General features: G+C 71.6%; 1 protein-coding gene. It reads left to right on the plus strand.

Annotation, left to right across the window (positions count from 1 at the left end):
- Positions 1-24117, plus strand: coding sequence for a hypothetical protein (locus OG556_RS31120; protein WP_371521986.1), 24117 nt, complete (start codon positions 1-3; stop codon positions 24115-24117).
- Positions 24118-24186: the final 69 nt, after the last annotated feature.

Genomic DNA, 24186 nt, shown 5'->3' on the forward strand with positions numbered 1-24186 from the left:
ATGTCCCACTCGTCCATCCAGGTGTCCCCGGGTGTCGCCGCGTTCTTCCACGTCCTCACCGGCATGCCCTGGCCGCAGTCCGACGAGGGCCTGCTGCGGGACGTCCGGGACGACTACCTCGAGCTGGCCAAGGACCTGCCGAAGCTGAAGGAATACATCATTCAGCTCGTGGCGGCCTGCACGCCGGAGAAGTACGCGGGGGAGGCCGCCGACGCCTTCAGGGGCGAGATGAAGCGGTTCATCGGCGCGGACGACAAGGAGGGGGCCACCGACTACGTCAGCGTCGCGGGCGAACTCTGCACCAATCTCGCCGAGTTCGCGGGAAAGGTCGCGAACACCGTCGAGTACACGAAGTGGATGATCATCGGTCAGATCGTCCAGCTGCTGATCGAGATCGCACTGGCCATCTTCTGGTCCCCGTTCACCGGCGGAGCCTCGCTCCTCGTGGTCGAGCCCGCCAAACAGGTCGTCAAGACGATCATCATCAACCTGTTGAAGAAGCTCTTCCAGGTGATCCTGATGCACACCTTCTTCGGTGTGGTGGGCGGCCTGGCGCTGGACGCGATCCTCCAGGGCATCCAGTTCGGGCAGGGCAACCGGCACGAGTGGGACAAGGACCTGACCAAGCAGGCCGCGATCTTCGGCGCGATCAGCGGCGTCATCGCCGGCCCGCTGCACCTGCTGGGCATGGGCCTGGGCAAGCTCTTCGGCAAGATGTTCGGCAAGCTCTTCGTCTCGAACGAACTGAGCGCCTCGCTGAAGAGCCTGGCCGCCGGGCTCGCCAAGGGCGGGGCCAAGGACCTGGAGAAGCTCGGGATCAAGGAGCTCGCGGCCCTCGGCGCCGGCGAAGTGAAGAACCTCACCACCAAGGAAATAGCCAACGCCGGGGCCAAGGGCGCCGGGAAGGCCGGAGCCAAGGAGGTCGGGTCCGGCGCCGGCCGGGCGATCGGAGACAAGACGGCGAACGAGTTCGCCAACAGCCTCGAAAAGATCCTGCGGGAGAACTCCGCCTTCCTCTCCAAGGGCTTCGCGGCCGGCGGCAAGACCGGAGCCAAGGCCGGGGCCCAGTTCGCCGAGAACATGGCGAAGTCCTTCGAGAAGCACCTCGGCACCGCCCTCGGCAAGGACCTCGCCCGCGAGCTGGGAACGGCGTTCGGCAAGGAGTTCGCCCAGAAGTGGGCCAAGTCGGCGGAGTCCCGCGCGGGCCTGGCCGTCGCCCTGCGCGAGATCGCGAACAACTCCAAGGTCGCCAGCGGAGAACTCAAGCTCCTGGCCGAGAAGCTTCCCGAACTCGCCGGCCGCGTCGGCAAGATGAACACGATGTTCGTGCTCGGCCACGCGCTCGGCGAGCAGGTCAAGAACGGCCTCAACCAGTACCTGACCGAGGGCTTCTACAACCTGATCTTCGAACCGAACCACGAGTTCTCGGCGAGCGGTGCGAGCTTCCTCAGCGGCTTCCTCATGGGCGGCGCGCGCCACCTGCTCCACGGCCTCACCTCGCCCCTGATGACCAAGTACGTCAACTTCGTCCGGGACCTCCAGCACGCCGACATCCCGCACGACGGCAGCAAGTACTTCCACCCGCTCCACCCCCTCACCCTGCTGTCCGTGGCCACCAACCTGTCCGGCCACGCCGTGCCGTTCCCGGTGCCCAGGCTCGGCGAGCGCCTCCCCGCCCCGACCGAGGGCGGCCCGCACCTGACCAACATCGAGGGCGGCGGCCGCACCACCTCGCTCACCCCGCCGTCCGGCTCGCACCGCACCGACGGCGGGCCCAGCACCGAGGGCGGGTCGAAGACGGACGGCTCCGAGAGCGGCAAGCCGACGGGCTCGAAGCCGCCGGTCGGCGCGGAGACGCCGGACGGGGACAAGGCCCCCAAGCCCGGCTCGCAGACCGGCAACGGTGGTCGACCGACCCCGGACCCCGCCACCCGCCGCCCCACCGAGTCCGGGGGCGACCAGAGCAAGCAGACGGGTGGCAACACGGCGACGGCGGGTGGTGGCGACCCGAAGCCGGATCCGCGGCCTGCACCTAAGCCGGATCCCAAGCCGGACCCGAAGCCGGATCCCAAGTCCGACCCCAAGCCGGACCTGAAGCCGGATCCCAAGCCCGACCCCAAGCCCGACCCCAAGCCGGACCACACGCCCGACCCTCCGAACCCCGACCACAAGCCCGACCACACGAAGGACCCCAAGCCGGACCCGAACCCTGACCACAAGCCCGACCCCAAGCCCGACCCCAAGCCGTCCAAGGAGGGCGACGGGCAGCTGCCCAAGACCGAGGGCGGCCCGAAAGACAGCAAGGACCCCGACCCGAACGGCCCGCGCAAGGACACCCCCAAGTCCGAGTACGAGCTCCAGCGCGAACACCTCCGGGAACAACGCCTTCAGGGCGAGAGGGATCGTGCGGCGGCTGCTGAGGCGGCCCGTAAGGCGAAGGAGGCCTCTGGTCCGCCGCAGGCGGATGAGGAGGCGCCCAAGGAGCCTGGTGGCGACGGTGAGAAGGAGCCGCTGCCTGACCCGATGTACACGGCGCAGGGTGAGATTCACCGGGATCTGCGTGCGCAGGGTGAGGTGCAGCGGGAGCTGCGTGCGCAGGCTGAGAAGGCTCGTCAGGCGAAGGAGGGGCCGGGTACGTCGCAGGCGGACGGTGACGGGGCCAAGAAGCCTGGTGGCGACGGTGAGAAGGAGCCGCTGCCTGACCCGATGTACACGGCGCAGGGTGAGATTCACCGGGATCTGCGTGCGCAGGGTGAGGTGCAGCGGGAGCTGCGTGCGCAGGCCGAGAAGGCTCGTCAGGCGAAGGAAGGGCCGGGTACGTCGCAGGCGGACGGTGACGGGGTCAAGAAGCCGGGTGAGGGCGAGAAGGAGCCGCTGCCCGATCCCGGGTACTCGTCGCAGGCTGAGGCGTTCCGACAGCTGCGTGAGCAGGGTGAGAAGGATCGTGCGGCGGCCGCTGAGGCTGCCGAGGCTGCTCGTAAGGCGAAGGAGGCCTCTGGTCCGCCGAAGGTGGATGAGGAGGCGCCCAAGGAGCCTGGTGGCGACGGTGAGAAGGAGCCGCTGCCCGATCCCGTGTACTTGACGCAGGCCGAGCTGCACCGGCAGCAGCGTGAGCAGGGCGAGGCGGATCGCAAGGCGAAGGCGCTGGCGGATCCGTCCTTCACGGATCGTGAGGAGGCCAAGGCTCTGGCCGACGCCAAGAGGCCGCGTTCGACACGGGAGCTCAAATTCCGCACGATCGACGATCTGAACGCCAAGAAGGAGAGCGACGGCTCCGGTGCAGCCTCGCCGAATTCGGGCTCGGACGGGCGGCCCGAGGGCGGGCCCGGCCCTGCCGGTAGCGGAGTGCAGGGCCGAGGACCGTCCGAGGGCAGCCAGACCCAGGTGGAGCCGGCCCCCGCCGACTCCGAGGGGCCGGGAGGTGGTGAGCAGCAGTCTCCGGATCGGAAGTCCGGGGTTCACGGGCTCGGCGACCTGAAGGATTCGGGTAACGGCAAGGCTCCGGCGGAGAAGTTCCCCGGCGAGGGGCACTTGCTGACGGATGATGCTCCGCCGGTGCCGCCGAAGGACGGGGCGGAGGGTTCGGATGGTGGCGAGCAGCTGCGCCCGGACCGGAGGTCCGGGGTTCACGGGTTCGATGACCTGAAGGATTCGGGTAAGGGCAAGGCTCCGGCGGAGAAGTTCCCCGGTCAGGGGCGGACGGCTGCTGGTCCGCCGCCGGTTCCGGCGAAGGACGGGGTGGTTGAGGGTTCGGGCGGTGGCGCTGGGACGGTGCCTCCGGCTCGGAGGACGGGCGTTCACGGGCTCGGTGATGCGAAGGCTCCGGAGGTCAAGGCTCCGGCGGAGAAGTTCCCCGGTCAGGGGCGGACGGCTGCTGGTCCGCCGCCGGTTCCGGCGAAGGACGGGGTGGTTGAGGGTTCGGGCGGTGGCGCTGGGACGGTGCCTCCGGTCCGGAAGGCGGGCGTTCACGGGCTCGGTGACGCGAAGGGTCCGGAGGGTAAGGCTCCGGCGGAGAAGTTCTCCGGTCAGGGGCACCTGCTGACGGACGAGACCGTGGCGGGCCCGCAGGAGGAGCACCCGCCGGCGGCGCCGCCGAAGGACGAGGGGACCCAGGGATCGGACGGCGGCGAGCAGCAGCACCCGGCTCCGAAGTCCGGGATCCACGGGCTCGGCGACCTGACCGGTTCCGGCACGACGGGGTCGGAGGGCAAGCCCCCGGCGGAGAAGTTCTCCGGCAAGGGGGAGAAGCTGGGCGGCGAGGACGCCACCCGCGACGGGCGGATCACCGAGTCGGGCCAGCGGGACCAGCGCCGCGACGCCGCCGAGCAGCGTCGGGAGGAACAGAAGAACGATCCGGTCTTCAAGCAGGAGGCCGAGCGGCGCGAACGGGAGGCCGCGGAGGCGGAGGCGAAGCTGGCCGAGCGCCGGAAGCAGCGGGCGGCCGACGCGGACGTCCGCGCCGAGGCTGACCGGAAGGCCCTCAAGGAGCGGGAGCGTCTGCGCGCCGAGGAGGAGGCCCGCGAGCAGCAGCGGGAGACCGAGCGGCAGCGACTGCGGGCTGAGGAGGAGGTCCGCGAGCAACAGCGCGAGGTCGAGCGGCAGACGCGCCGGGAGGCAGCCGAGGAGGCCGCATGGCAACGGCAGTTGGCCGACATGAGGGACAAGTCGGGTGGCAGTGGTGGTACGCGCGGTGACGTGACCCTGGCCGAGGCGCGGAAGCTGCTCGCCGAACACCGCTCCAACGGCGTGGCCGCCCCCTGGTACCGGCTGGCGTCCGAACTGGGCGTCAACGTCCAGTCGTTGCAGCGCTACGGCCCGATGCCCGAGTTCCCGGGCACGCAGGGGGAACGCGAGCACGTCACCAAGGTGGAGGACACCGAGCCGGCGTCCTCCCGGAACCGCTTCGGCGAGGACGACGCGAGCCTCGCGCCCAAGAAGGCCGCGAAGAAGACCGCTGCCCCGGCGGCACCGGAGGTGGTCGTCACCAGTGGCATCGATGGCACGGGCGGCACCGTCGACCGCGACGCACTGGACCACACCGTCAGGGAACTCGCCAAGGACCTGGACGCTTCGACGACGGTCCCGTCCGGCGAGGAGTCCTCGTCGTCCGCACCGTCCTCGAAGGAGCGGTTGGCCGCCGGGGCGCTGCTGAAGATCCACGATGACCTCTACCACCGGGACGATTCCCCCGGCGGGATCACCCGCGACTTCGACAAGGTCCGTGCGCTGCGCCGCCTGGAGAACCTCGCACGCGACGAGTACCGGATGCGGGTGCCCTCCCTGACCGGTGGCTGGCTGGCCGGCATGGCCCACGAACTGAACGGGCTGCCCGACCGGCAGCGCCCGCTGCCGGAGCACCTGCGGGCGCTGGTGGACGCGACCGCGCAGAGTGACCCGGCCCTGCGCGGGGCCGCCCTGCGCGCCGCCCTGCGGAACGTGCTGTCGCCGCATGTGCCGACGAAGGAGCCCGCCCCGGTCGCTGACCCGGTCGACCCGGCGCCGGGGGAGAAGACCGTCCCGGTCCCCGCCGGGACCGCCCCCGAGCAGCAGGCACCGGAGAAGCGCAAGACCCGTTACCAGACCCGCCCCCTGACCACGTCCGGCGGCGCCACGGTCGGCATCGCGGTGCGGGGAGGGCGCTGGCCGGAGACCGAGCCGGTGGCGGCCGAGGACGTACGGACCGTCTATCACTGGTCTGAGCCCGGGAAGCCGTCCAACGGCGCCCCCGAGCCCGTGCAGCGGCCCGGCGACCAGCCGGGCGACGACACGCAGGAGAAGAAGAACAAGCACTACAGCCTGACCGAGGTCACCGGGCACGAGCCGTTCCTGGTGCTGATCCCCAACAAGCTGGACGAGCTCGACCCCGAAGCGCTCGCCAAGGGCGTCGCGGCCGACCTGCCGCACGACGTCCTCACTCCCGAGACCCCGCTGGTACTGGTCGGGCCGGGCGCGCTGGGCACGGAGCTGGACTTCCCGCGGGCGGTGGCCAAGGCCACCGGCCGCACGGTGTGGACCAACTCCGTGGGGACGTCGCTGACCGACGGCCTCGTCAAGGTGAAGGCCAAACTGCGGTCCGAACTGAAGGACAGGAAGCACACGAAGGCCGAGCGGGGCTTCTGGATCAAGGAGGTTCCGCCGGACCCGGCCCTGCCGGAGAACGACGAGGACAGCTCCATCCCGACCAAGGGCGTCCGCTCGGACAACGGCCGCATGGTCGACTCGAACTCGCCGGACGTGGTCGACGAGTCGGACCTCGACAGCCAGCCCATCCTGTTCCCGTTCGGTCGGCAGTCGGGCGGCCGCTTCTACCGGGACAGCTCCCTCACCCGGAAATGGGAGGCGGTGCGGGACGGGTTCGATCCGACCAGCCCGCACTTCGAGTACCTGCCGTCCGACTACTTCGACCGGAAGGAGGCCAGGCCCGCCGCCGAGTCGGACAACCCCGACCTGAGCACGATCGGGCTCGTCCCCTGGAATGTCTCGGATCCCCTCTACACGGTCATGACGCACGCCACGCACCTCGCGGCGGCACTGACCACCCTGTCGGAGCAGCCCTCCGGGAAGAAGCAGGTCCACGTCTCCGGTGAGGGGCTCGGCAAGGTCGTCCGCCGACGGCCCAGCTTCCGGCGCATGCCGCCCGGCACCCAGATCGTCTTGCTCGCCTGTCAGGCGGGCGCCCGCGGTGACAACGGGAAGGTGGTGGCGCAGGAACTCGCCAACGCCACCGGGCGCGTCGTGTGGGCGTCCACGACCACGATCAGCCTGAGCATCGGGCAGGACGTCGCCCCGCTCGGCATCCTCAGCGACGAACACGGCACGCGGGGACGCTGGGTCAGGTTCGAGCCGGGCACGGAGGACCCGGACACCGAGCAGGGTTCACACCGGCCCGTGGTCGTGGAGAGCGCGGAGAAGTCGGACAAGAAGGGCAAGAGGGGATCCCGGTACGACGGCACGTTCGGCGAGACCGGGCAGGGCGACGTCCTGCCGGCGGCCCCGCCGACGCCTGCCACGCGGGACTGGCCGGTGGCGGGGCAGAGGTCGACGGGCGACGGGTCGCGGTTCGACGTCCTGCGGGTCCCGGGCGACGGCAACTGCCTGTTCACCTCGATCCTGGCCAGCGCGCCCCGGCAACTGGATTCCTGGGACCACGGGCACCTGGACGTCAGGGGCGCGCGCACGGCCGTCTCGCAGTGGTTCCGGGGGGCGGAGGGCGCCACGCAGCGGGAGGCCCTCGACTCCCTCGGGATGAGTCCCCTTCGGTTCCTGCTCTCCGATCACGACCTCACTCATCAGCAGTTGGAAGCGATCGCCGGTGCGGAGGGCCTGGGGCTCACCAGGGAGGACGTGCTCGAACAGCTCCTCATGGTGCTGGGTGCGGACGGGCCGCAGCAGGAGACGGCCTGGGCCCGACTGCTGGAACGGATCCCGGCGCTCCGGGAGCGGGTGTGGGTGCAGCCGGGGGACAACGATCCCCGGCACCTGACGCTGTCCGACCTGACCGATCGGCCGCTCAGCGATTTCGTGGACATGGCGGTGCGCAACCGCGTGCTGTGGAGCACCCCGTTCTACGACGAGATCGCGGTGGTGGCCGCCCACGCCTTCGGCATCCAGCTGAGGGTGCACGACCAGAACCCCGTGCCCCGCCTGATGAACGAGGGGTCGGGGCGGATCGTCCACATCCTCCGCTCGAACGAGGAGGACATCCGGGTCACTCACTACAGCGCGATGCGGCCGACGATGCCTCGGCCCACCACGCAGCACCCGGCCGACGCGCCTGCGGCCACCGAGTCGCAGACCAAGCCCACTCCGCCGCCGCTGAAGGTGCCTGAGCCGACGCCCACGCCGGAGCAGGAGCAGCCGAAGCAGGAGGATCTGCCGAGGGAGCCGGAGCAGGAGCAGCCGAAGCAGGAGGATCTGCCGAAGGAGCCGGAGCAGGAGCAGCCGAAGCAGGAGGATCTGCCGAAGGAGCAGCAGCAGGAGCTGCCCAAGGAGCAAGACCTGCCGAAGGAGCCGGAGCAGGAACAGCCCAAGGGGCAGCAGGAGCCGCCCAAGGAACAGGAACAGCCCAAGGAGCAGGAGAAGCCCAAGGCGCCGCCCCTGCTTGCCCCGCCGAGCCGGATGACGCAGCAGGGCCGGATCGGTGCGGGCGACCGGGTGATGAAGGTCGAGGGGGCGGACGACCAGGTCGTGGCGGCCGTGCTCGGGCAGCTGCCCGCAAGTGTCTCGGCGAGCCGGCGGGAGGAGATCCGGCAGCGGCTCGCCGAGCAGCTCGACGTCGGGATACTGAAGCCGAACCTGTCGCGGATGACCCGGGGCGACGATCTGCTGGTGCCCCTGGACCTGGGTGGCGGCACCGGGACGCTGCGGGTCAGTGCCACGCTGGAGAAGCCCGTCACCAAGCATCAGACGGAGAAGTTCGAGTTCGAGGACGGCGGCGACTCGTCCGCCGGAGCGGGCACCCTGCGTGAGAGCCGGTCCCGGTGGGCCGGGGGTCTGGTGGTGAGCGGCAAGCCGGCGTCGAACACCGGCTTGTCCGGGCCGGTGAGCGGGACGGTCGACCGGAGCAAGGCGGAGACGGTCGCCGCGACCGGCCGGATGACCCACCGGAGGAAGACCGCCGAGCCGGTGCTGTGGGTGGACGGGACGGTCCGGTTGGACCTCGACTTCTCCGGCGTCCCGGGCATGCGGACGCTCACGCCGCCGTTCTCCCGGACCCCGGTGGTGGACACCGGGCGGACCGGCGCGCAGCAGCGTCCGGAGCCGCTGCGGGTCCCGTTGTCGGTGCGGATCGTCACACCGGCCTCCGAGGCCGCCCCCGCCGGGTCGTCGCCCGAGCCGACCCGCCACGCCCCGCCGCTCCGTGTGCTGCAGACGGCGGGGCTGGGCGGGATGGACGTGGTCAAGGACGTCGACACGCTGTACGGGCGCGGGGACGCCACCGCCGGTGACACGGCGCTGTTCGGACCGGCCTCGGCGCCCTCCGGGCTGGAGGCCTTCGGGCGGCAGCGGTTCGGCGACGCCTGGAGTTCGGTGCGGCTCGAGATCCTCGCCCAGCTGGACCTGCCCAGCCTGCAGACCCAGCTGAGGTCCATGACGGCCGGTGAGCTGCTGGAGATTCCGCTGTCCGGAGGCCGGGGCAGCATCCTGGCGTCGGCGAAGGTGCTGGAGCTGTCGCACCTGCGCAACACCGACAAGGGCGAGTTCAACACCGGCTCCGACGTCACCAGTGCCGTCACCTCGTCCGACGCCAGGACCCGGACGTTGGCGCTGGGCACCTCGGCCAAGCAGTCGGACGGCGGAAAGGACTTCCTCGGTGGCACCGGTACGGGGGGCCTGAACGGACAGCGCGGCAGCGACCGGAACACCATCGGGCAGAGCTCCCAGCGGACCGGAACGGCCCTCAAGGCCAAGGTCGAGGGCACGATCTTCGACGGCACGGCCGAACTCAGCCTGGTGCACCAGGACGCGGAGGGAACCGTCGTCGCGGGCCGGGCGACCACGCGGCTCAGCTTCAAGGTGCTCGTCGAGACCGCGGAATGCCAACCCCCCGCGGCCGAGAACACGTACCGTCCCGACGCCGAACCCGGCCCGCTCCAGGCGCCGGAGCTGAAGCCCGGCTCCGCCGCCTGGGAGCCCAAGCCCGAGCTGTGGGGATCAGACCCGGCGAAGGGCAAGAACGGGCTGCCGCCGGGCACCGTCGTGCTCGACGTCGTCCCGTCCGCTCCGGGGCACGGCACCACCGAGGCCGTCCGGCCGCTCAGGGAGGTTCTGGAGGCGCTCGGGCGCCGGACCTTCGGCGCCCAGGACTGGAGCGAGCTCGGCCCGCTGGTGCGCGGGGCCTTCCGCCACGAGCGGCTCGGGGCCCTGCTGACCGGGATGAGCCACGGCATCGACCTCCGCTCGCCGCTGCTGGTCAGGACCGGTGAGCGGGACGCCCTGGTGCTGGCCGGGGCGAAGGTCCAGAAGCTGGAGTACGTCCGGGAGTTCGAGAAGGACGCCGAGCTGAACTTCGTGAACGAGTGGGCGGCGGGCGGCGGCTTCCGGGAGAACACGTTCCACGCGGCGGGCGGCCAGCTCCAGGGCGGGCCCGAGTTCAAGGCCCCCGGCACCGCCATGGCGGCCACCGGCGGAGCCGGCCGCACCACCCGGTGGCGCACCGGCGACCGGGCGGCCGACTCCGTCAGCGGCACCGCCAACGCGAAGTTCGCCGAGAAGATGGTGGTCTACCTGGCCACCGTCGAACTGGACGTCAAGGTCGCCGAGAACGGCGGGGACGGTGCGACCGCGCCCGAACGGGCCCTGGTCCGGGCCTTGTTGGCCGTCCCGCAGTCCCTGACGGCACCGCACCGGACCCCGGAGGGCGAGGGCCTCGCCCCGGCCCGCCTGGCGTTCGACCGCCCGAAGGTCCAGCACGTCGACGAGACCCTGCACGCTGAGGAGGCCCCGTTCGTCGAGGGGGGCGAGGGAGCGGCGGGAGTCGAGAACATCCCGCTTATCCCGAAGACCCCCCGGCCGAGCCTCGCGCCGGACCGGACGCCCACCGTGCAGCCGCCGTCCCGGGTGTCCCGGACCGGCGAACTCGGACCGTCCGACCCCGTCCTCGGACTGAACGACGCGAGGGCCGTCCTCGACGCCGTGGGCGCGAAGCTGAAGCCGCTGTTCGGCCGTCACTGGGCCTGGGTCGAGGCCGCCCTCGCCCCCCACCTGGACGAGACGGCGCTGCGCCCCCGGCTGTCGGCCCTCACCACCGGAGGCGGCCTGAGCGTCTCGGTGTCGCACCAGGGGATCACCGTCGAGGTCCGGGTCGCCCGGGCCAAGGTGACCATGCGGGACTACCAGGGGCTGATCGAGAAGTGCGAGTTCGAGCGCGGCGGCGAGACGGTGTCGTCCACCGGGGCGCTTCGCGACGTGCGCAGCGGAACCAGTATGACGGCGTCGCTCGACGCGAAGGTCCCGTACGTCGCGGTGACGCTCGGCCAGTCGTCCGCCGTGCAGGAGACGGTGGGCTCGACGCGGGACGTCGTGACCGGCCGGTCCGAGAAGGAGAAGACCGTCGAGCGGGCGGCCCGGTTCACCGGTGACGTGGGCTTCGACGTCGAGATCGTGGCGAAGCCGACGCGATCGACGGTGCTGCTCGGCCGGTCCGAGCGGCAGAAGCTCGACCAGGCCTCGGGCCGGACGACCGCCGTCACGGCGGCCGACTTCGTGTTCCCCGTCCGTGAACTGCCCATCGACCCGAAGACCGGCGTCGCCCCGGCCCCCGGCACCTTCCGTTCGGTGCCGGAGCGGATCGTCTCCTCCGGCGTGCTGAGCGGCTCCGACGTGGTGCTGCGGGTCTGGGCACCGGAACCCAAGGGCGACGCGTCCGGCCAGGAGGACGGGACGCCGAAGCCCCCCGTCGGCGCCCAGCCGGCGGGCGCCGGCCAGGTCGTCCGCACCTCGTTGCTGGACCAGCTCGACCGCCGTGGACGGGAGGTGTACGGCGCGAGCTGGGGGCGGGTCCGGCGGGTGCTGGAGCCGGCCCTGCTGCCGGGAGCGCTGCAGTCCCGGCTGCGGGCGCTGATGGCCGGGCAGGAGCTCTTCGTGAAGGTGCCCGGCGGCACGGTGGTGCTCCGCTGGGCCGGGGTGCAGGAGATGCGGCACACCGCCGACACGGCCGAGACCGAGTTCGCGACCGGCGGCAGCAGCGGCGTCGCCCACGGCGGCCCCGACGGGACGGCCGGCCAGAACCGGGGCACCGACGACACCTTCACCGGACGGGTGGTGGGCACCACCGACCCGCTCGGGGCGGTGCCCGCCGCCATCGTGGCCGGCGGCACGCTGAGCCACGTCCGGGGCCAGGAGCGGACCGCGGAGCACGACGGCGTCGGCCGGACCGGTGTGGCGACCAAGACCAAGGTCGCCGGCAGCGTGTTCGAGGGCGGCGCGGTGATCCAGGTCGAGATGCGCCGCAAGGGGTCGGCGCGGCCCGTCCACGGCGTGGCCCCGCAGGAGGCGCGGGGCGAACGGCTGCGCCAGGAGGCGCTCCGGCGGCAGAGCGAGAAGCTGCCCGAGGGCGCCCCGCTGCCCAAGCCGTTCGAAGACGAACTCATTCGCCAGGGTCAGCGGATCCAGGACGCGGCCCGTGCCTGGCGGGAGAAGGAGAGCGCGAAGGGGACCTCGAAGGAGGGGGCTCCGAAGGACGGCAACGCGGAGAACACCGGTCCGAGCGCGCCCGTCGCGCCGCCGACGCCCGGGCGGGGCCGCCGTCAGGCCACCGTCCCCGTCGAGCTGGGCTTCGAAGTGCTGCTGGAGACCTCCGACACGCAGCCGGTCCCCACCCGGGAGCAGGCCTCCTACCGGGCCCCGCGCCCCGGGCAGGAGACGACCAGGCCGAAGCCCGAAACCGTCGAGACCACCCACCCGGTGCCGCCCAAGGAGGTCTGGCAGGGCCTGCGCGCCGAGGACATGGTCGTCGACCTGCCCGATGTCGGGTCGCTGCGCAACCTGCTCACCACCCTGGGCCGGAACGAGTTCCGGCTGAACGAGAACTCGGCCGCCATGCGCAAGCTCAAGCGGATGTTCGACCGGGGCACCCTGATCGACGCCCTTCCGGGGCTGACGGCCGGAGGGGAGTTGGCCAAGACCCTTCGGCTGGGCTTCCTCGACAGGGTCAGTGTCACGGTCAAGGCCGAACTGGTCGGCCTCGGCCAGGGGCGTGAGGAGAAGAAGTCGGAGATCTCCCAGTCCGCCGAACTGGCGACCCGCTTCACCGAGCGGGCGCTGTCCTCCCGGATGACCCAGCTGATGGGCCAGCTCGGCGTCGAGTTCTCCAAGGTCAAGGGCAAGATCATGGCCGGGATCACCTTCGGCGGCGGCGCGGGCCGCCGCACCGGCGGTGAACGCACCCTCGCCGAAAGGGCCGTGGCCAACTCCAAGTTCCCCGAGCCGCTGGTGAGCTTCCAGGGACACGTGAAGTTCACCTTCTCGTTCCAGCACCGTTCCGGCCCGTGGTCGTGGCGGCCGGAGGTGGTGGCCGGCAACGTCCCGGTCGTGGTGGGCATTCCGAAGCGATCGGTCACGCAGGAGCACACCGGGCCGAGCGACGTCTACTTCACCAGGGAGAACTGGCGCACGGGCCGTCGGCCGTCCGACCGGTACGACCTTCCGCCGGACACGGAGGAGGTACCGAAGTCCGAGGAGCCGAAGCCTGAGGAGCCGAAGCCCAAGCCCGAGCCCGAGCCCAAGCCCGAGCCGAAGGCCGAAGAGCCCAAGCCCGAGCCCAAGCCCGAAGAGCCCAAGCCGAAGGCCGAAGAGCCCAAGGCCGAGGAGCCGAAGGCCGAGGAGCCGAAGGCCGAGGAGCCGAAGCCCGCCGCCGAGCTGCTCGGTGGCGCCGCCGGACCGCTGAAGCCGGCTGCCCCGAAGCCCACCGAACAGCCCAAGCAGCCTGAGCCGGAGCGCCAGGCCGAGGAGCTGTCCAAGCAGCCTGAGCCGGAGAACCAGCAGAAGAACCAGGCCGAGGAACTGCCCGAGGTGCCCAAGGCGCCTGAGGTGCCCGAGGCGCCTGGGGCAACCGTTCCGCAGAGCACCGCCCCGGTGGTGCACCAGCCGGGCGAGGGCGTCGTCCTGAGCCGGTCGCTCAGTGAGTTGGCTCCGGGTCTGCGGGGCCACTGGATCGTCGATCCGGCGATGCCGAAGGCCCGCCGGGTGGAGATGGAGCGTGCGCTGGCCCGGTTCCCCCAGGACCCCGGGCGGTTCCTGCTGGTCGTCGACACGGGAGCGGACGGACTGCCGCAGTACGACGGGAAGCCCGTCACGCCGGCGGCGATGGTGGACCTGCTCGCCAGGCTGCGTCGGAACGACTCCTGGAACGGGACGGACGAGGTGGTCTTCGTGGCCTGCGGCCTCGTCCGCGGCCTGAACTCGACGTACATGCTGGAGCTCATGCAGCTGCTGGTGAAGGAGAAGCTCGGCACCAGCGTGGTGGCTCCCGACCGGCCGGTGTGGTTCGGTCCGGCGTTCGGCCCCGACGGCACCACGCCGGTTCCGGGCTCCGGTCACCTCATGGTGTCGGCGAAGGTCGGCATCGACGGCAACGGCCGTCCGGTGATCGAGGCCGGTGGTGACTGGATCCGGTACCTCCGGACCGAGGACGGCGCACTGGATCCGCTCCACCCCGTGCTCGGCCCCTACCTCCCGCCGACGGGCCGCGAGCACGTGCCCCTCCCGGAGCACTACCAGGAGGTCACGGAGGCCACCGGCCTGGATCCGCTCCCGGACGCGATCCGCTTCGGCACCGACGACGAGGAGCCGGCGGGCGGCGCGGCAACCCCGCGCCCGCGCAACGTGTGGACCGGCACCAGGTTGTACCGAATCCTCGAAGTGGCGGGCGACGGCGACTGCCTGCTGAACGCCGTCCTCGACAGCGCGCGGACGCTGGACGGGTGGCAGCACGGTGCGCTCGATGCCGACGGGCTGAGGAGGCTGGCGTCGGAGTGGTTCCAGGGGGAGGGCGGCGCGGACCTTCGCCGGGCCGTCAACAGTCGGAGCGAGCGCCCCGAGGTGGCGGCCACGGACTCCTGGCAGGTGTACCGGGCGGCGGGGGACCGGGAGTTGTCGACGATTCGCGGGGACGAGATCGCGTCGATGCCGATGAGCGACGTGTACGACCTGGCGCTCCGGAACCGGTCCCTGTGGAACACCCCGTTCTACGACGAGGCGGCGATCATCATCGCCGGTGCCCTCGGCATCTCCCTGACCGTCGTCCAGGGGACGGGCCACACCGTCGTCGGCGACGGCGGCGTGGGCGCCCCCATGGTGTACATCCACCGGGTGCCCGGACCGGGGGGGCTCACCCCGCACTTCTCGGGGCTGCTGCCGGACGAGCGGAGAGCGGCGGCGGCGACCGTCACGGAGACCGTTCCCACCGGGGTGCGGAGGGAGTTGAACTCGCGGATCAAATCCGGGGAAGGTGAGAAGGGCATCGTCGTCGTCACCCTGCCGGCCGACACGACGGTCTTCCGGGTGACCGACGCGATGTCGGTGCGCGGATACCTGCTGGACGGCGAGTTCGGCAAGGTCAACAACAAGAAGGGCTGGGCCCAACTGGGGCCGGGTCTCTACACGGGCGACGACTTCAGTCACGCGGCCAACTACAGCGACGGGCTCAAGGGTCTGCCGGTGGTCATGGAGTTCCAACTCACCCGCCCGGCCAAGGGCTTGGACGTGGACACGAAGTCGAACAAGGACTGGACGGCCGGCGACATACCGAAGACGCTGGCCGAGTACGACTTCGTCACCGACGGGTCGCAGTTCAAGTTCCACCCGCGATTCTTCGACGGGCTCATCCGCGTTCCCGAGGCAGGCCTGGCACCCGGGGAGAAGGAGAGCGGCCTCAGGGTCACCGGTCTGAAGGTGAAGGAAGGAGCGACGATCTGGAACCACTACGCGACCGAGGACTTCGTGCCCGAGTTCGAGGGGTACCTGATCTCCTCGCACCAGCAGAAGGCGGACGAGCGTCTGGACGCCGAGGCGCTGTCCGCAGCCGACTCGACGGCGACCCCGACCCCGACGCCGGAGTCCGACGCCCTGCGGGAGGCTCCGCCCGCCTGGCCCGACGACCTCCAACGCATGCGCTACCTCGACCACGCCGAGGCCTTCGAGCGGCGGCTCGCCACGTACCTGCTCGGGCACAAGGGCGTCCAGGACGAGGTCGAGAAGCTCGTGCGGATGGCGTGGGAGCTCACCGACAAGAAGGACAAGGGCAGTCTCGGGACCAGGTTCACCACCGTGACCGGCATGGTGGGCACCGACCGGCACATGCTGGAACGGGTCGTCGAACAGGGCAACATCCGGGAACGGATGGCCCTCCTCTACAACGGCTACACCTCCCACCACTTCGCCAGGCTCATCGGTGAGAAGGAGCTCGCGCGGCCGGAGGCGTTGGAGGCGGAACGGAAGGACCGCAACCGCGTCGAGCCGACGGTCGTCACGCCGCTGATCGCGGAGATCAAGGAGCGCTACAAGGACCTGCTCAAACCGCCGGCCGAGGGCGCGGGTGAACCGCTGGAGCCCTTCAACCGGTGGTCAGGGCCGGTCATCGACAAGATCAGGGGCGACTACGCGGACCTCCTGGCCCAGGCGCTTCCGAAGTGGCGGCTGGAGCAGGAGGTCCCGAACAAGCAGAAGGCCGCGGAGCGGGCGGCCCGAGGCCTGCTCGAAACGGACTTCAACCCCCGCGACGTGCGACCGCCGCTCAGCCGGGGCGAGTGGTACAGCGCCGTGGACAAGGACGGGCGGCTGGGTTGGCAGCCGGGCGCCAAGTCGGCCTACTACAAGCTGAAGTCCGAGCTCCACGAGGGCGCCCACCTGAGCGGAGGTCTGGCCAGCACCGGTACCTCCGGCACGGCCTACGGGCTGCTCCAGGCCGCCGAGGCGATCCGCAAGGCGGCGGAGAAGCAGGGGATCAAGGACTTCTCGGTCGACAACGAGCTCCTGAGGCTGGCCCTGCTCGGCTGGATGCTGGAGTCGGACGACCACACCTTCCACGAGATCATGGCCGGATGCCGGTTGTACGACGAGGGTCTCGCCTATGACGAGTCGTACTTCCGCTACCGGTCCCTCGCGCCGCTGACGGAGGACGAGCTCCGCAACGAGGTGGCGCCGGACCGGCGGTTCCCGGACGAGCACCTGGGGGAGTGGGCCCCCGCATCGGCAGTCCATGAGCACCCCCCTGTGACGGCAAGCTCGTTGACCGAGCTCGGTTCGCGGGCGCGCGGGCTGTGGATCGACGATCCGGCCGCCTCGCAGGAGGCCAGGGACCAGCAGCGGGCGGCGCTCAGGAACTTCCCGGCGCATCCGGGGCGCCACCTGGTGGCGGCGCACACGGGGGCGGACGGTCAGCCGTCCTGGATGGGTCGGCCGGTCAGCCCGGAGGAGATGGCCGAACTGCTCGCGCAGGACCCGGACTGGAACGGGACGGACGAGCTGATGTTCGTCTCGTGCAACCTGGCGTCGGCGCTGAAGGCGACGTACGTGCCCGAGGTGCTGAGGCTGCTGAAGAAGCGGGCGAAGGGGACGTCGGCACTGGTACCCAACCGGGTCGCGTGGTTCATCCCGGGCCAGGACGGTACCGGGAACCTGGTCGTCACGAGCGGGATCGGCGTGAACGAGCAGGGACAGACGGTGGTCCTGATGGACGGTGGATGGGGCAGGCACCTCAGCCCCGCGGAGGGTGCGGAGAGCCCGCCCCCCGTGCAGAACCACGGGCCGTACCTGTCGCCGACGCAACCGGATCCGCAGGAGCAGCTGCCGGCCGGTCTCCACGTGGCCGGGGAGAACGGCGTCGATGGCATGCGGCTGCCGCGCAATGCGGTGTCCTTCGGGCGGGTGATCGACAACGGCCCGGCCGTCACCGGCTCGCGCCTCGTCGAACCGGGCCGCTCCGGGGGCCCTTCGTCCCGGAACGCGGACGTGGGTGACCAGCAGCCGGGCGGGCCGGTCGCGACACCGGCCGGCGGCCCCGTGGTCAGCCGCCGGGCCCCGGTCCGTCGCGTCCCGGCGTTCTCCGCCGGGGCGGGACCGGAAGGACGGGACCTGCACAAGGTGCTGGGCTCGGACCTGCGGGTGCAGAGCCGCCCGCTCGGTGACGGCGGGCGCGTAATGGGACGTGCCTTCCTGGAGCCCGAGGACTTCCTGGACCTGGACGCCGGGCACGCCGAGGGGGAGTCGGAACTGACCGCCTTCCACGGTGGCCTGCCCGACTTCCGGCACGCCCTGGTGGACGCGGACCGCGAGCCGGACGAGCCCGGCTACGTCCAGGAGGACCTGGGCCGGTCAGCCGTCCCCTGGGCGGCCGGTCCCGAACCGTACTTCGTGCTGTCGGCCTCGGCCGACGGCACGCTCCGGCTGACCGACGAGCACGGCAAGGTGATCCTCGTCGAGCGCGACCGGTTCGCGGCCATGGTGGCGGACGACCCGGTGCTGGCCGACCTGCCCGAGGACGTCCCGGTGGTGCTGCTGATGCCGCGCGCCGGAGCGGGCGGGTTGGAGATGCCCCGGCAGATCGCGACCTGGACGGACCGCACGGTGTACGCGATCACCGGGGACATGGACATGGTTCCGCATCCCGACGGCGGTTGGGAGTTCGGCCTCAAGGCCGCAGCCGTCGGCGCGGACGGCCACAGCGAGCCGCGCGGAACGATCATCCGGGTGGAGCCCCCGTCCAGGGGCGGAGCCGACCCGGAACTGGGCGCCGCCGGCGGGAGCGTGCGCACGGTCGACGGCCAGGTCATCCCCGACGAGCGGATCCGGACCCGGACGATCCCCTCGGCCGCCCGCCCGCAGACCATCGGACGGGCCTCCTTCACCGACCGGGACTGGGCGTTGCGCGAGGGGGTCTACCCGGAGCTGGACCGGATGGACACGTTCGAACCGACCGGATCGGGACTGCACCGTCCCAACCCCTACGACCCGGCCCACGCCTACTTCTTCGCGGGGCACGCGAGCGACCGCGGCTTCGCGCTGGAGGTGGCGCCCGACCCGGGAGCCGCCGGCCCCGACCCGGCGCACGTGGTGGTCAGCGGCGCGGAGATGGGCGCCTTCCTCAGGCGCAGGCCCAGTGTCCAGGCGCTGAAGCAGGCGGCCGACGACGGCCGGCCGGCCTCGGTCGTCCTGCTCGGCTGCCACTCGGCCAGCCTCGCCCAGGACGTGGCGGAGGAGATCGGCCTCAAGGTGCACGCGCCGACCGAGTCGGTCGGCGTCGAACAGGCCGACCCGTCCAGGCCGTACGACCGACCGCAGGACGCCTGGCTCTTCATCGACCGTTCCGCCGCGAACGGGGAGGGGGAGTGGCGCACCTTCGAGCCCGGAGGCGATCCGGCCCGGCCCGCCGTGACCCCGGTCGTACCGACCGGTGCCGAAGGGCGCCCGGACACCCCGACGGGCGAGGGCGCCGCAGCGGTGATCCGGCCGAGCGGGGCGAGCAACACCCTGCCCACGCCGCCGTCCGCCCCCCACCAGGGCGACGACGGCCAGCAGGCCGCGCCGGCGGACGCACCGGTAGACGCACCGGCACCCGAGGCGGCACCCGCCAACGGGGGGAACGGCCCGTACACCGACGCGGGGGAGCTCGTCCGCGACCTGGCCACGAGCAGGCGGCCGGACACCCCTGCGGACGGGGCCCCGAGCCTGCTCGGACCTGACCTGTTCGGCCTCCGTACCCCCGAGGCCACACCGTCCTTCATGGTCGGGATCGACCACTCGACCCTCGCCGGGGACGAACAGTACGACTACTTCGGCTTGCTGGACCTGCGGGTCGGCGCTCCGCCCCTGGAGTACATGCAGAGCCTGAATCCGACGGAGGACTCGACCTGGTCCCGCACGCTGCCCATGGAGGCCCGAAGGGCGTGGGCACCGGGAGAGCACCCGATGCTGCCCGAGCAGTTGGTGCTGCCGGGGATCCGTCACTCCGTCTGGCTCGGCGGACCGCTGCGCAACGAGGGCTCGATGGCGGGCTTCCGAACGGTGCTCGCCGAGCAGGCCGAGCGGATCCCCATGGTGACGCTGTGGACGGACGTACCGCGCAGCGCCTTCGACCTGGTGCGGGGCGGAGAGGTCCCCGAGGGCCGTGCGGATCTCGCCGCGGTCCACGACATGCTCGCGTGGGCCAACGAGAAGAACGTGACGCTCGTCAGCATCGACGAGGTGTTCCACGCGGGGGACCCGATGTCCCTGCACGAGGAGTTCAGGACCGAGCACGCCAAGCAGATCGGTCCCGGCTACGCCGCGGCGAGCGACATCCTCCGCTTGGAGATCCTGCGCCGCTTCGGCGGTGTCTACTGCGACGGGGACAACCGGATCACGGACTTCGGGGCGATGCAGCAGGTCCTGCACACCTCGGCGGGCTACGCCCTGCACTCCATGGGGCGTCCGGGGGAGGTCGGCAACGACCTGATGGTGATCCCCCAGGGGCACCCGGTCGCCGAGATCTTCCTGGACGTGATCAGGGAGAACTACACCAGGACCCAGCGCGAGCTCTACGGACCCTGGGCACGGCTGGCCGGGCCGGAGGGCTACCGGGCGGAGGGGCAGATCGCCAACCGCAGGTACTCGACGATGCTGCGCACAGGGCCCCAGGTTCTGGAGACCTTGGCGCAGCGCCTCGGCGTGGGTACCCTCGCCGGCCTGCCGGTGGTCGGTCACAGCGAGACCAACAGCGCGGCGAGCTGGCTCAGGCCCGCCCCCGGTGCAGCGCCCACCGAGGCGCCGTCCCGGGAGACCACGCTGGCACTGACCCAGCGGCTGGTGCAGACGCTGGTGCGCGAGTTGCACAACCGCGAGGGCGACCTGCACCTGACCCTGGTGGCCCCGGTGGTCGACCGGCACCCGCAGCGCGAGCTCGTGTGGACGGCAGTGCTTCGCCACCTGGCGGCCGACCCCGTCCTCTCCGGGCTCGTCAACCGTGTCACCTCGCGGGCTGTCTCGCCGGCCGGGGAACTCGTCGTCGACCTGCCGCCGGAGGCAGCGGCGGTGATCGTCCGCAACGGCCCGCCGGGCGAGGTCAGCTCGTGGCTCAACGGTTACGCCGAGTCGGCCGTGCTGCGCCTGCCCGACGGCGCGGGGCACCCGGAGAGCGCCGGCGGCGGCCGGATCGCCGAACTCCGGGCCGGGTTGGTCCATGACGAGGAGTCGGACGTGTCCTGGCTCCCGGGTCCGGCCGGGGAGGGCGGGCGAGCGCTGACGTCCGGGACGCTCTCCCGTTTCCCCCGGGACGACCGGTTCCGGACGGTCGCGATGCACAGCGGCTCGGACGGGCGCCCGCGGTGGCGGGGCGAGCCCGTTGCGGCGGGCGACCTGGCGCACGCCCTGGTGGAGGGCGAGGGCAACACCGGCTGGGACGGCACGAAGCCGCTGCTGCTGGCCTCCTGCTCCACCGGCCGGGGCGGTACGACGTCCTACGCGGCCGACCTGTTGCGGCAGGCGCGTGACCTGCTGCAGCCCGACGGTGCCCTGGAGGTGTACGCCCCGAACGGTCAGATGATGTTCATGCCGAAGCCGGACGGGCCCCACCGGGTGCAGGACACCGGCTCCGGACACCTCGTGGTGACTGGCGGCGTGGTCTTCGACAAGGACGGTCGCCCCCAGGTCCGGAGCGGTGGTCAGTGGGTCCACCTGCGCCTGGAGCCGGGCGCGACCGAACCCACGGTCACTCTGCTCGGCGCGCATCTCCCGGTGGACGGGAGCGTGCCGCCGAACCACGTCGACGCGCCGGCGGGCTTCACCACCGGGGAGGCGGTGCAGCACGGCGGCTCGTCGGAGGGAACGCCGGAGAACGGGCCGCAGCCCGGCCCGGACACGATTCCGCACGCCGTCGCGTTCGGGACGGAGTCGTCCAAGCTGTCGGAACCGGTCGGGGAACGGGTGATCGATCTCTTCGCCCCGCCCGGCGGGGCCGATCTCAGCGCGGTACTCGGCTCCCGGCCGGTCGTCCAGGGCCATCCGATGCGCACGGTCGCCGACCACGACTACGACCTGGTCTCCCCGCACCTGAACCTCCAGGAGCCCTCGCCCGCCGAAATCCTGGCCCACGCACCCTTCTCCGAGCGGGACCCCGCCGAGGTCAAGCGGATCTACGGGCCGGGCGCCTCGGCGACCGTCGGGAGCGGTCGGGGCGATCTCACCTCGTTCCCGCTCTACCAGCCGGTACGGCAGCCTCGTGACCTGGGCAAGCCCGAGCTGTTGGTGTCCGGCGACGGCACGCTCGCGGCGGTGAACGAGACCATCTCCCGGGAGTTCTACGCCGTCCCGGAGGTGGTGGAGCACGGCAACCGGGTGTTGGGGCTGGCCGGGAGCAACGTCACCCTGAACCTCCACGCGGACACCTACGTCGAGTTCGACCACGGGGGCACCCCGGCCCGTCTGTACAAGGTCGTCCCCTCGTTCAGGGGCGAACCGAAGGACGTCTGCCGGGACTTCTCGGCGGACGTGCTCGGTGGTGACCACTCGCACCTGGTCCTCCACGACGAGCGCCCGCCGGAGCAGGGCGGAACCGGCGGCACGGTCGTGGCACCGATCAACACGTCGAACAACGTGGAGATCTCCGGCATCGCGCGACTGGCCGAAGGCATCGCCGCTGTGGCGAAGCGGGAGACCGACAACGAGGGAGCCCGACTCGACTGGGCGCGGTCGCTGGTCGCCCGCGAGCTGAAGACCGAGGCCAACAGCTGGCCGGTACCCGGTGAGGAGTACGGCGGGATCCAGGCCGAGGCACGGAAGGGAGACGGCACGGAGCGTCTGGCGGAACTCACCCGCCGGTTGGGCATCAACGAGAACGCCTACGCCCGGCCCGGCGAGGGCTACGCCATCCAGTCACTGCCGGCCGACCGGGTGAACGGCATCCGCTCGTACGAGCGGGACGTTTCCCACGGGATCGAGCACGGCGGATACGGCTACCACTTCGCGCCGGTGGTCGTCGCGAGCCGTGACGGGAGCGCCCAGATCGCACTCCAGAACGCCAACGTGCGGAGCACCACCAGCGCCCTCATGCGGGAGGCCGTGGAGGAGAGCCTGAAGTACCACGGTGGGCACCTGGAGGGACTGGTCGCCGAGTTGAAGCGCATCGCGAATTCGGCGGGGGAGAGTCCCGACGACCGCCGACTCAGGCTGGCCGAAGCCATGGTGCAGATCAGGGACGCGCGCAAGGATCTGGAACTGCTGGAAGCGGCCAGGTCGGCGAACACCTCCACGGACCCCAGGATCGATGCGGGCATCCAGGACGGGAAGGCCAGGGAGAAGGCCGGCCTGGCCGCCGCCGCCCGCGCGATGGTGGGCATCACCGGAGCCGCCTACGGCAAGTCCGGGGACGCCTGGTTCTTCACCATGCACGGCCGGCGTCCGGAGGACAGCTTCTTCACGGTCCGGGACGGGTCGAGGGCCTTCAGCAACCCGATGGCCGTGGTGGTCAAGGGCGGCCACCACGACGACTCGCGGGACTTCCCGGTGCGCGAGAACACCGACGCTCTGGACGAGTTCGCCGAGAAGTGGGTGGTGGGCATCGCCGACCACGTCGCGAAGATCGCCCTGTGGCACGCCGAGCAGGGCATGGCGATGCCCGGTGTCACCGTGGTCAGCCAGCTGCACTCGGAGCAGGCCCTGAAGGGTCTCGACGCCCGGGCGGACGCGCTGATGACGGCCTTCCACCGGGAGCTCCGGTCGAGTCTCGACCGGAGGCAGGACGTTCCGGCCGGGCAGCCGAGGCTCGGCCCGGAGCACATCCGAGTGGTGCGGGACGTCGCCCTGCGCCCCGACTCGTACCGGGTGGTCCGCGACGGGGGTCCCAAGGACATCGACTCGGTGGTGACCTTGCGGACCTCGGCGAACGACAGCCTTTCCGGGAGGCTCAGTCTGGAGGTCGAGCAACTGGTCGAACTCGCGCGGAAGACCGGTACGGTCCCGACCAAGGGCCGGGCAGCGACCGTGACCGCGCAGGACGCCGTGTTGATGAGGGATGTGGTCCATGTCGTCCGCGACGTGGCGGATCTGTCGGGGGTGCCCTCGATCGATGCCCTGACGGCGGGCCGTCGGCTCGTCGACGTCCTGCACCGGGAGTTCGGCGGCCCGAAGCGGGTCGGTGTCACGGATTTCGACCCCTTGGTCCGCAGGGTGCTCGGCTTGGCCGAGGAACACCCGGTCGGGACCGCGGAAAGGCGCCGAGTGCTGGAGGTCGCCCTTGCCGTGGGAAGGCCCGGAGAGGCCCTCAGCTCACAGGCGCTGCGAAACGCTTACCTGCAGGGGGGTCGTGTGGCCGGCGGGCAGCCGTCCGGTCCGCGCCGGCTCCCGCCGCCGCGTTCGGACTCGCTGCCGCACAACGCGCCGCCGCGTGCGGACTCGCTGCCGCGCCGGCCCCCGCCGCCGCGCTCCGATTCGCTGCCGCACAATGCGCCGCCGCGTTCGGACTCCCTGCCGGTCTTCGAACCGTCCCCGCAGTTCGGGGGGCGGACGCCCCGGCGTGCCGGTACGACGAACGAGAACGTGGGCGGACAGGGACCCGAGGCCAACCTCTCGGACACGGTCTTCGCCGTCCTCGGGAGCGTCAGCCCCCGCCGCCGCAGGGGGACCGTGAACCGGGAGGACGGCTGACGCCGGTGATGCCGCTCGCCAGGGCCGTCGGGGGCCGCCCTGGTCCGGCGGCAGCGGCATGTGAACGGC

Source organism: Kitasatospora sp. NBC_01300 (genome assembly GCF_041435235.1).
Classification (GTDB): domain Bacteria; phylum Actinomycetota; class Actinomycetes; order Streptomycetales; family Streptomycetaceae; genus Kitasatospora.

What these genes read in the sequence shown, in the direction of transcription:
- OG556_RS31120 (WP_371521986.1), top strand. Translation starts at nt 1, where the DNA reads ATGTCCCACTCGTCCATCCAGGTGTCCCCGGGTGTCGCCGCGTTCTTC.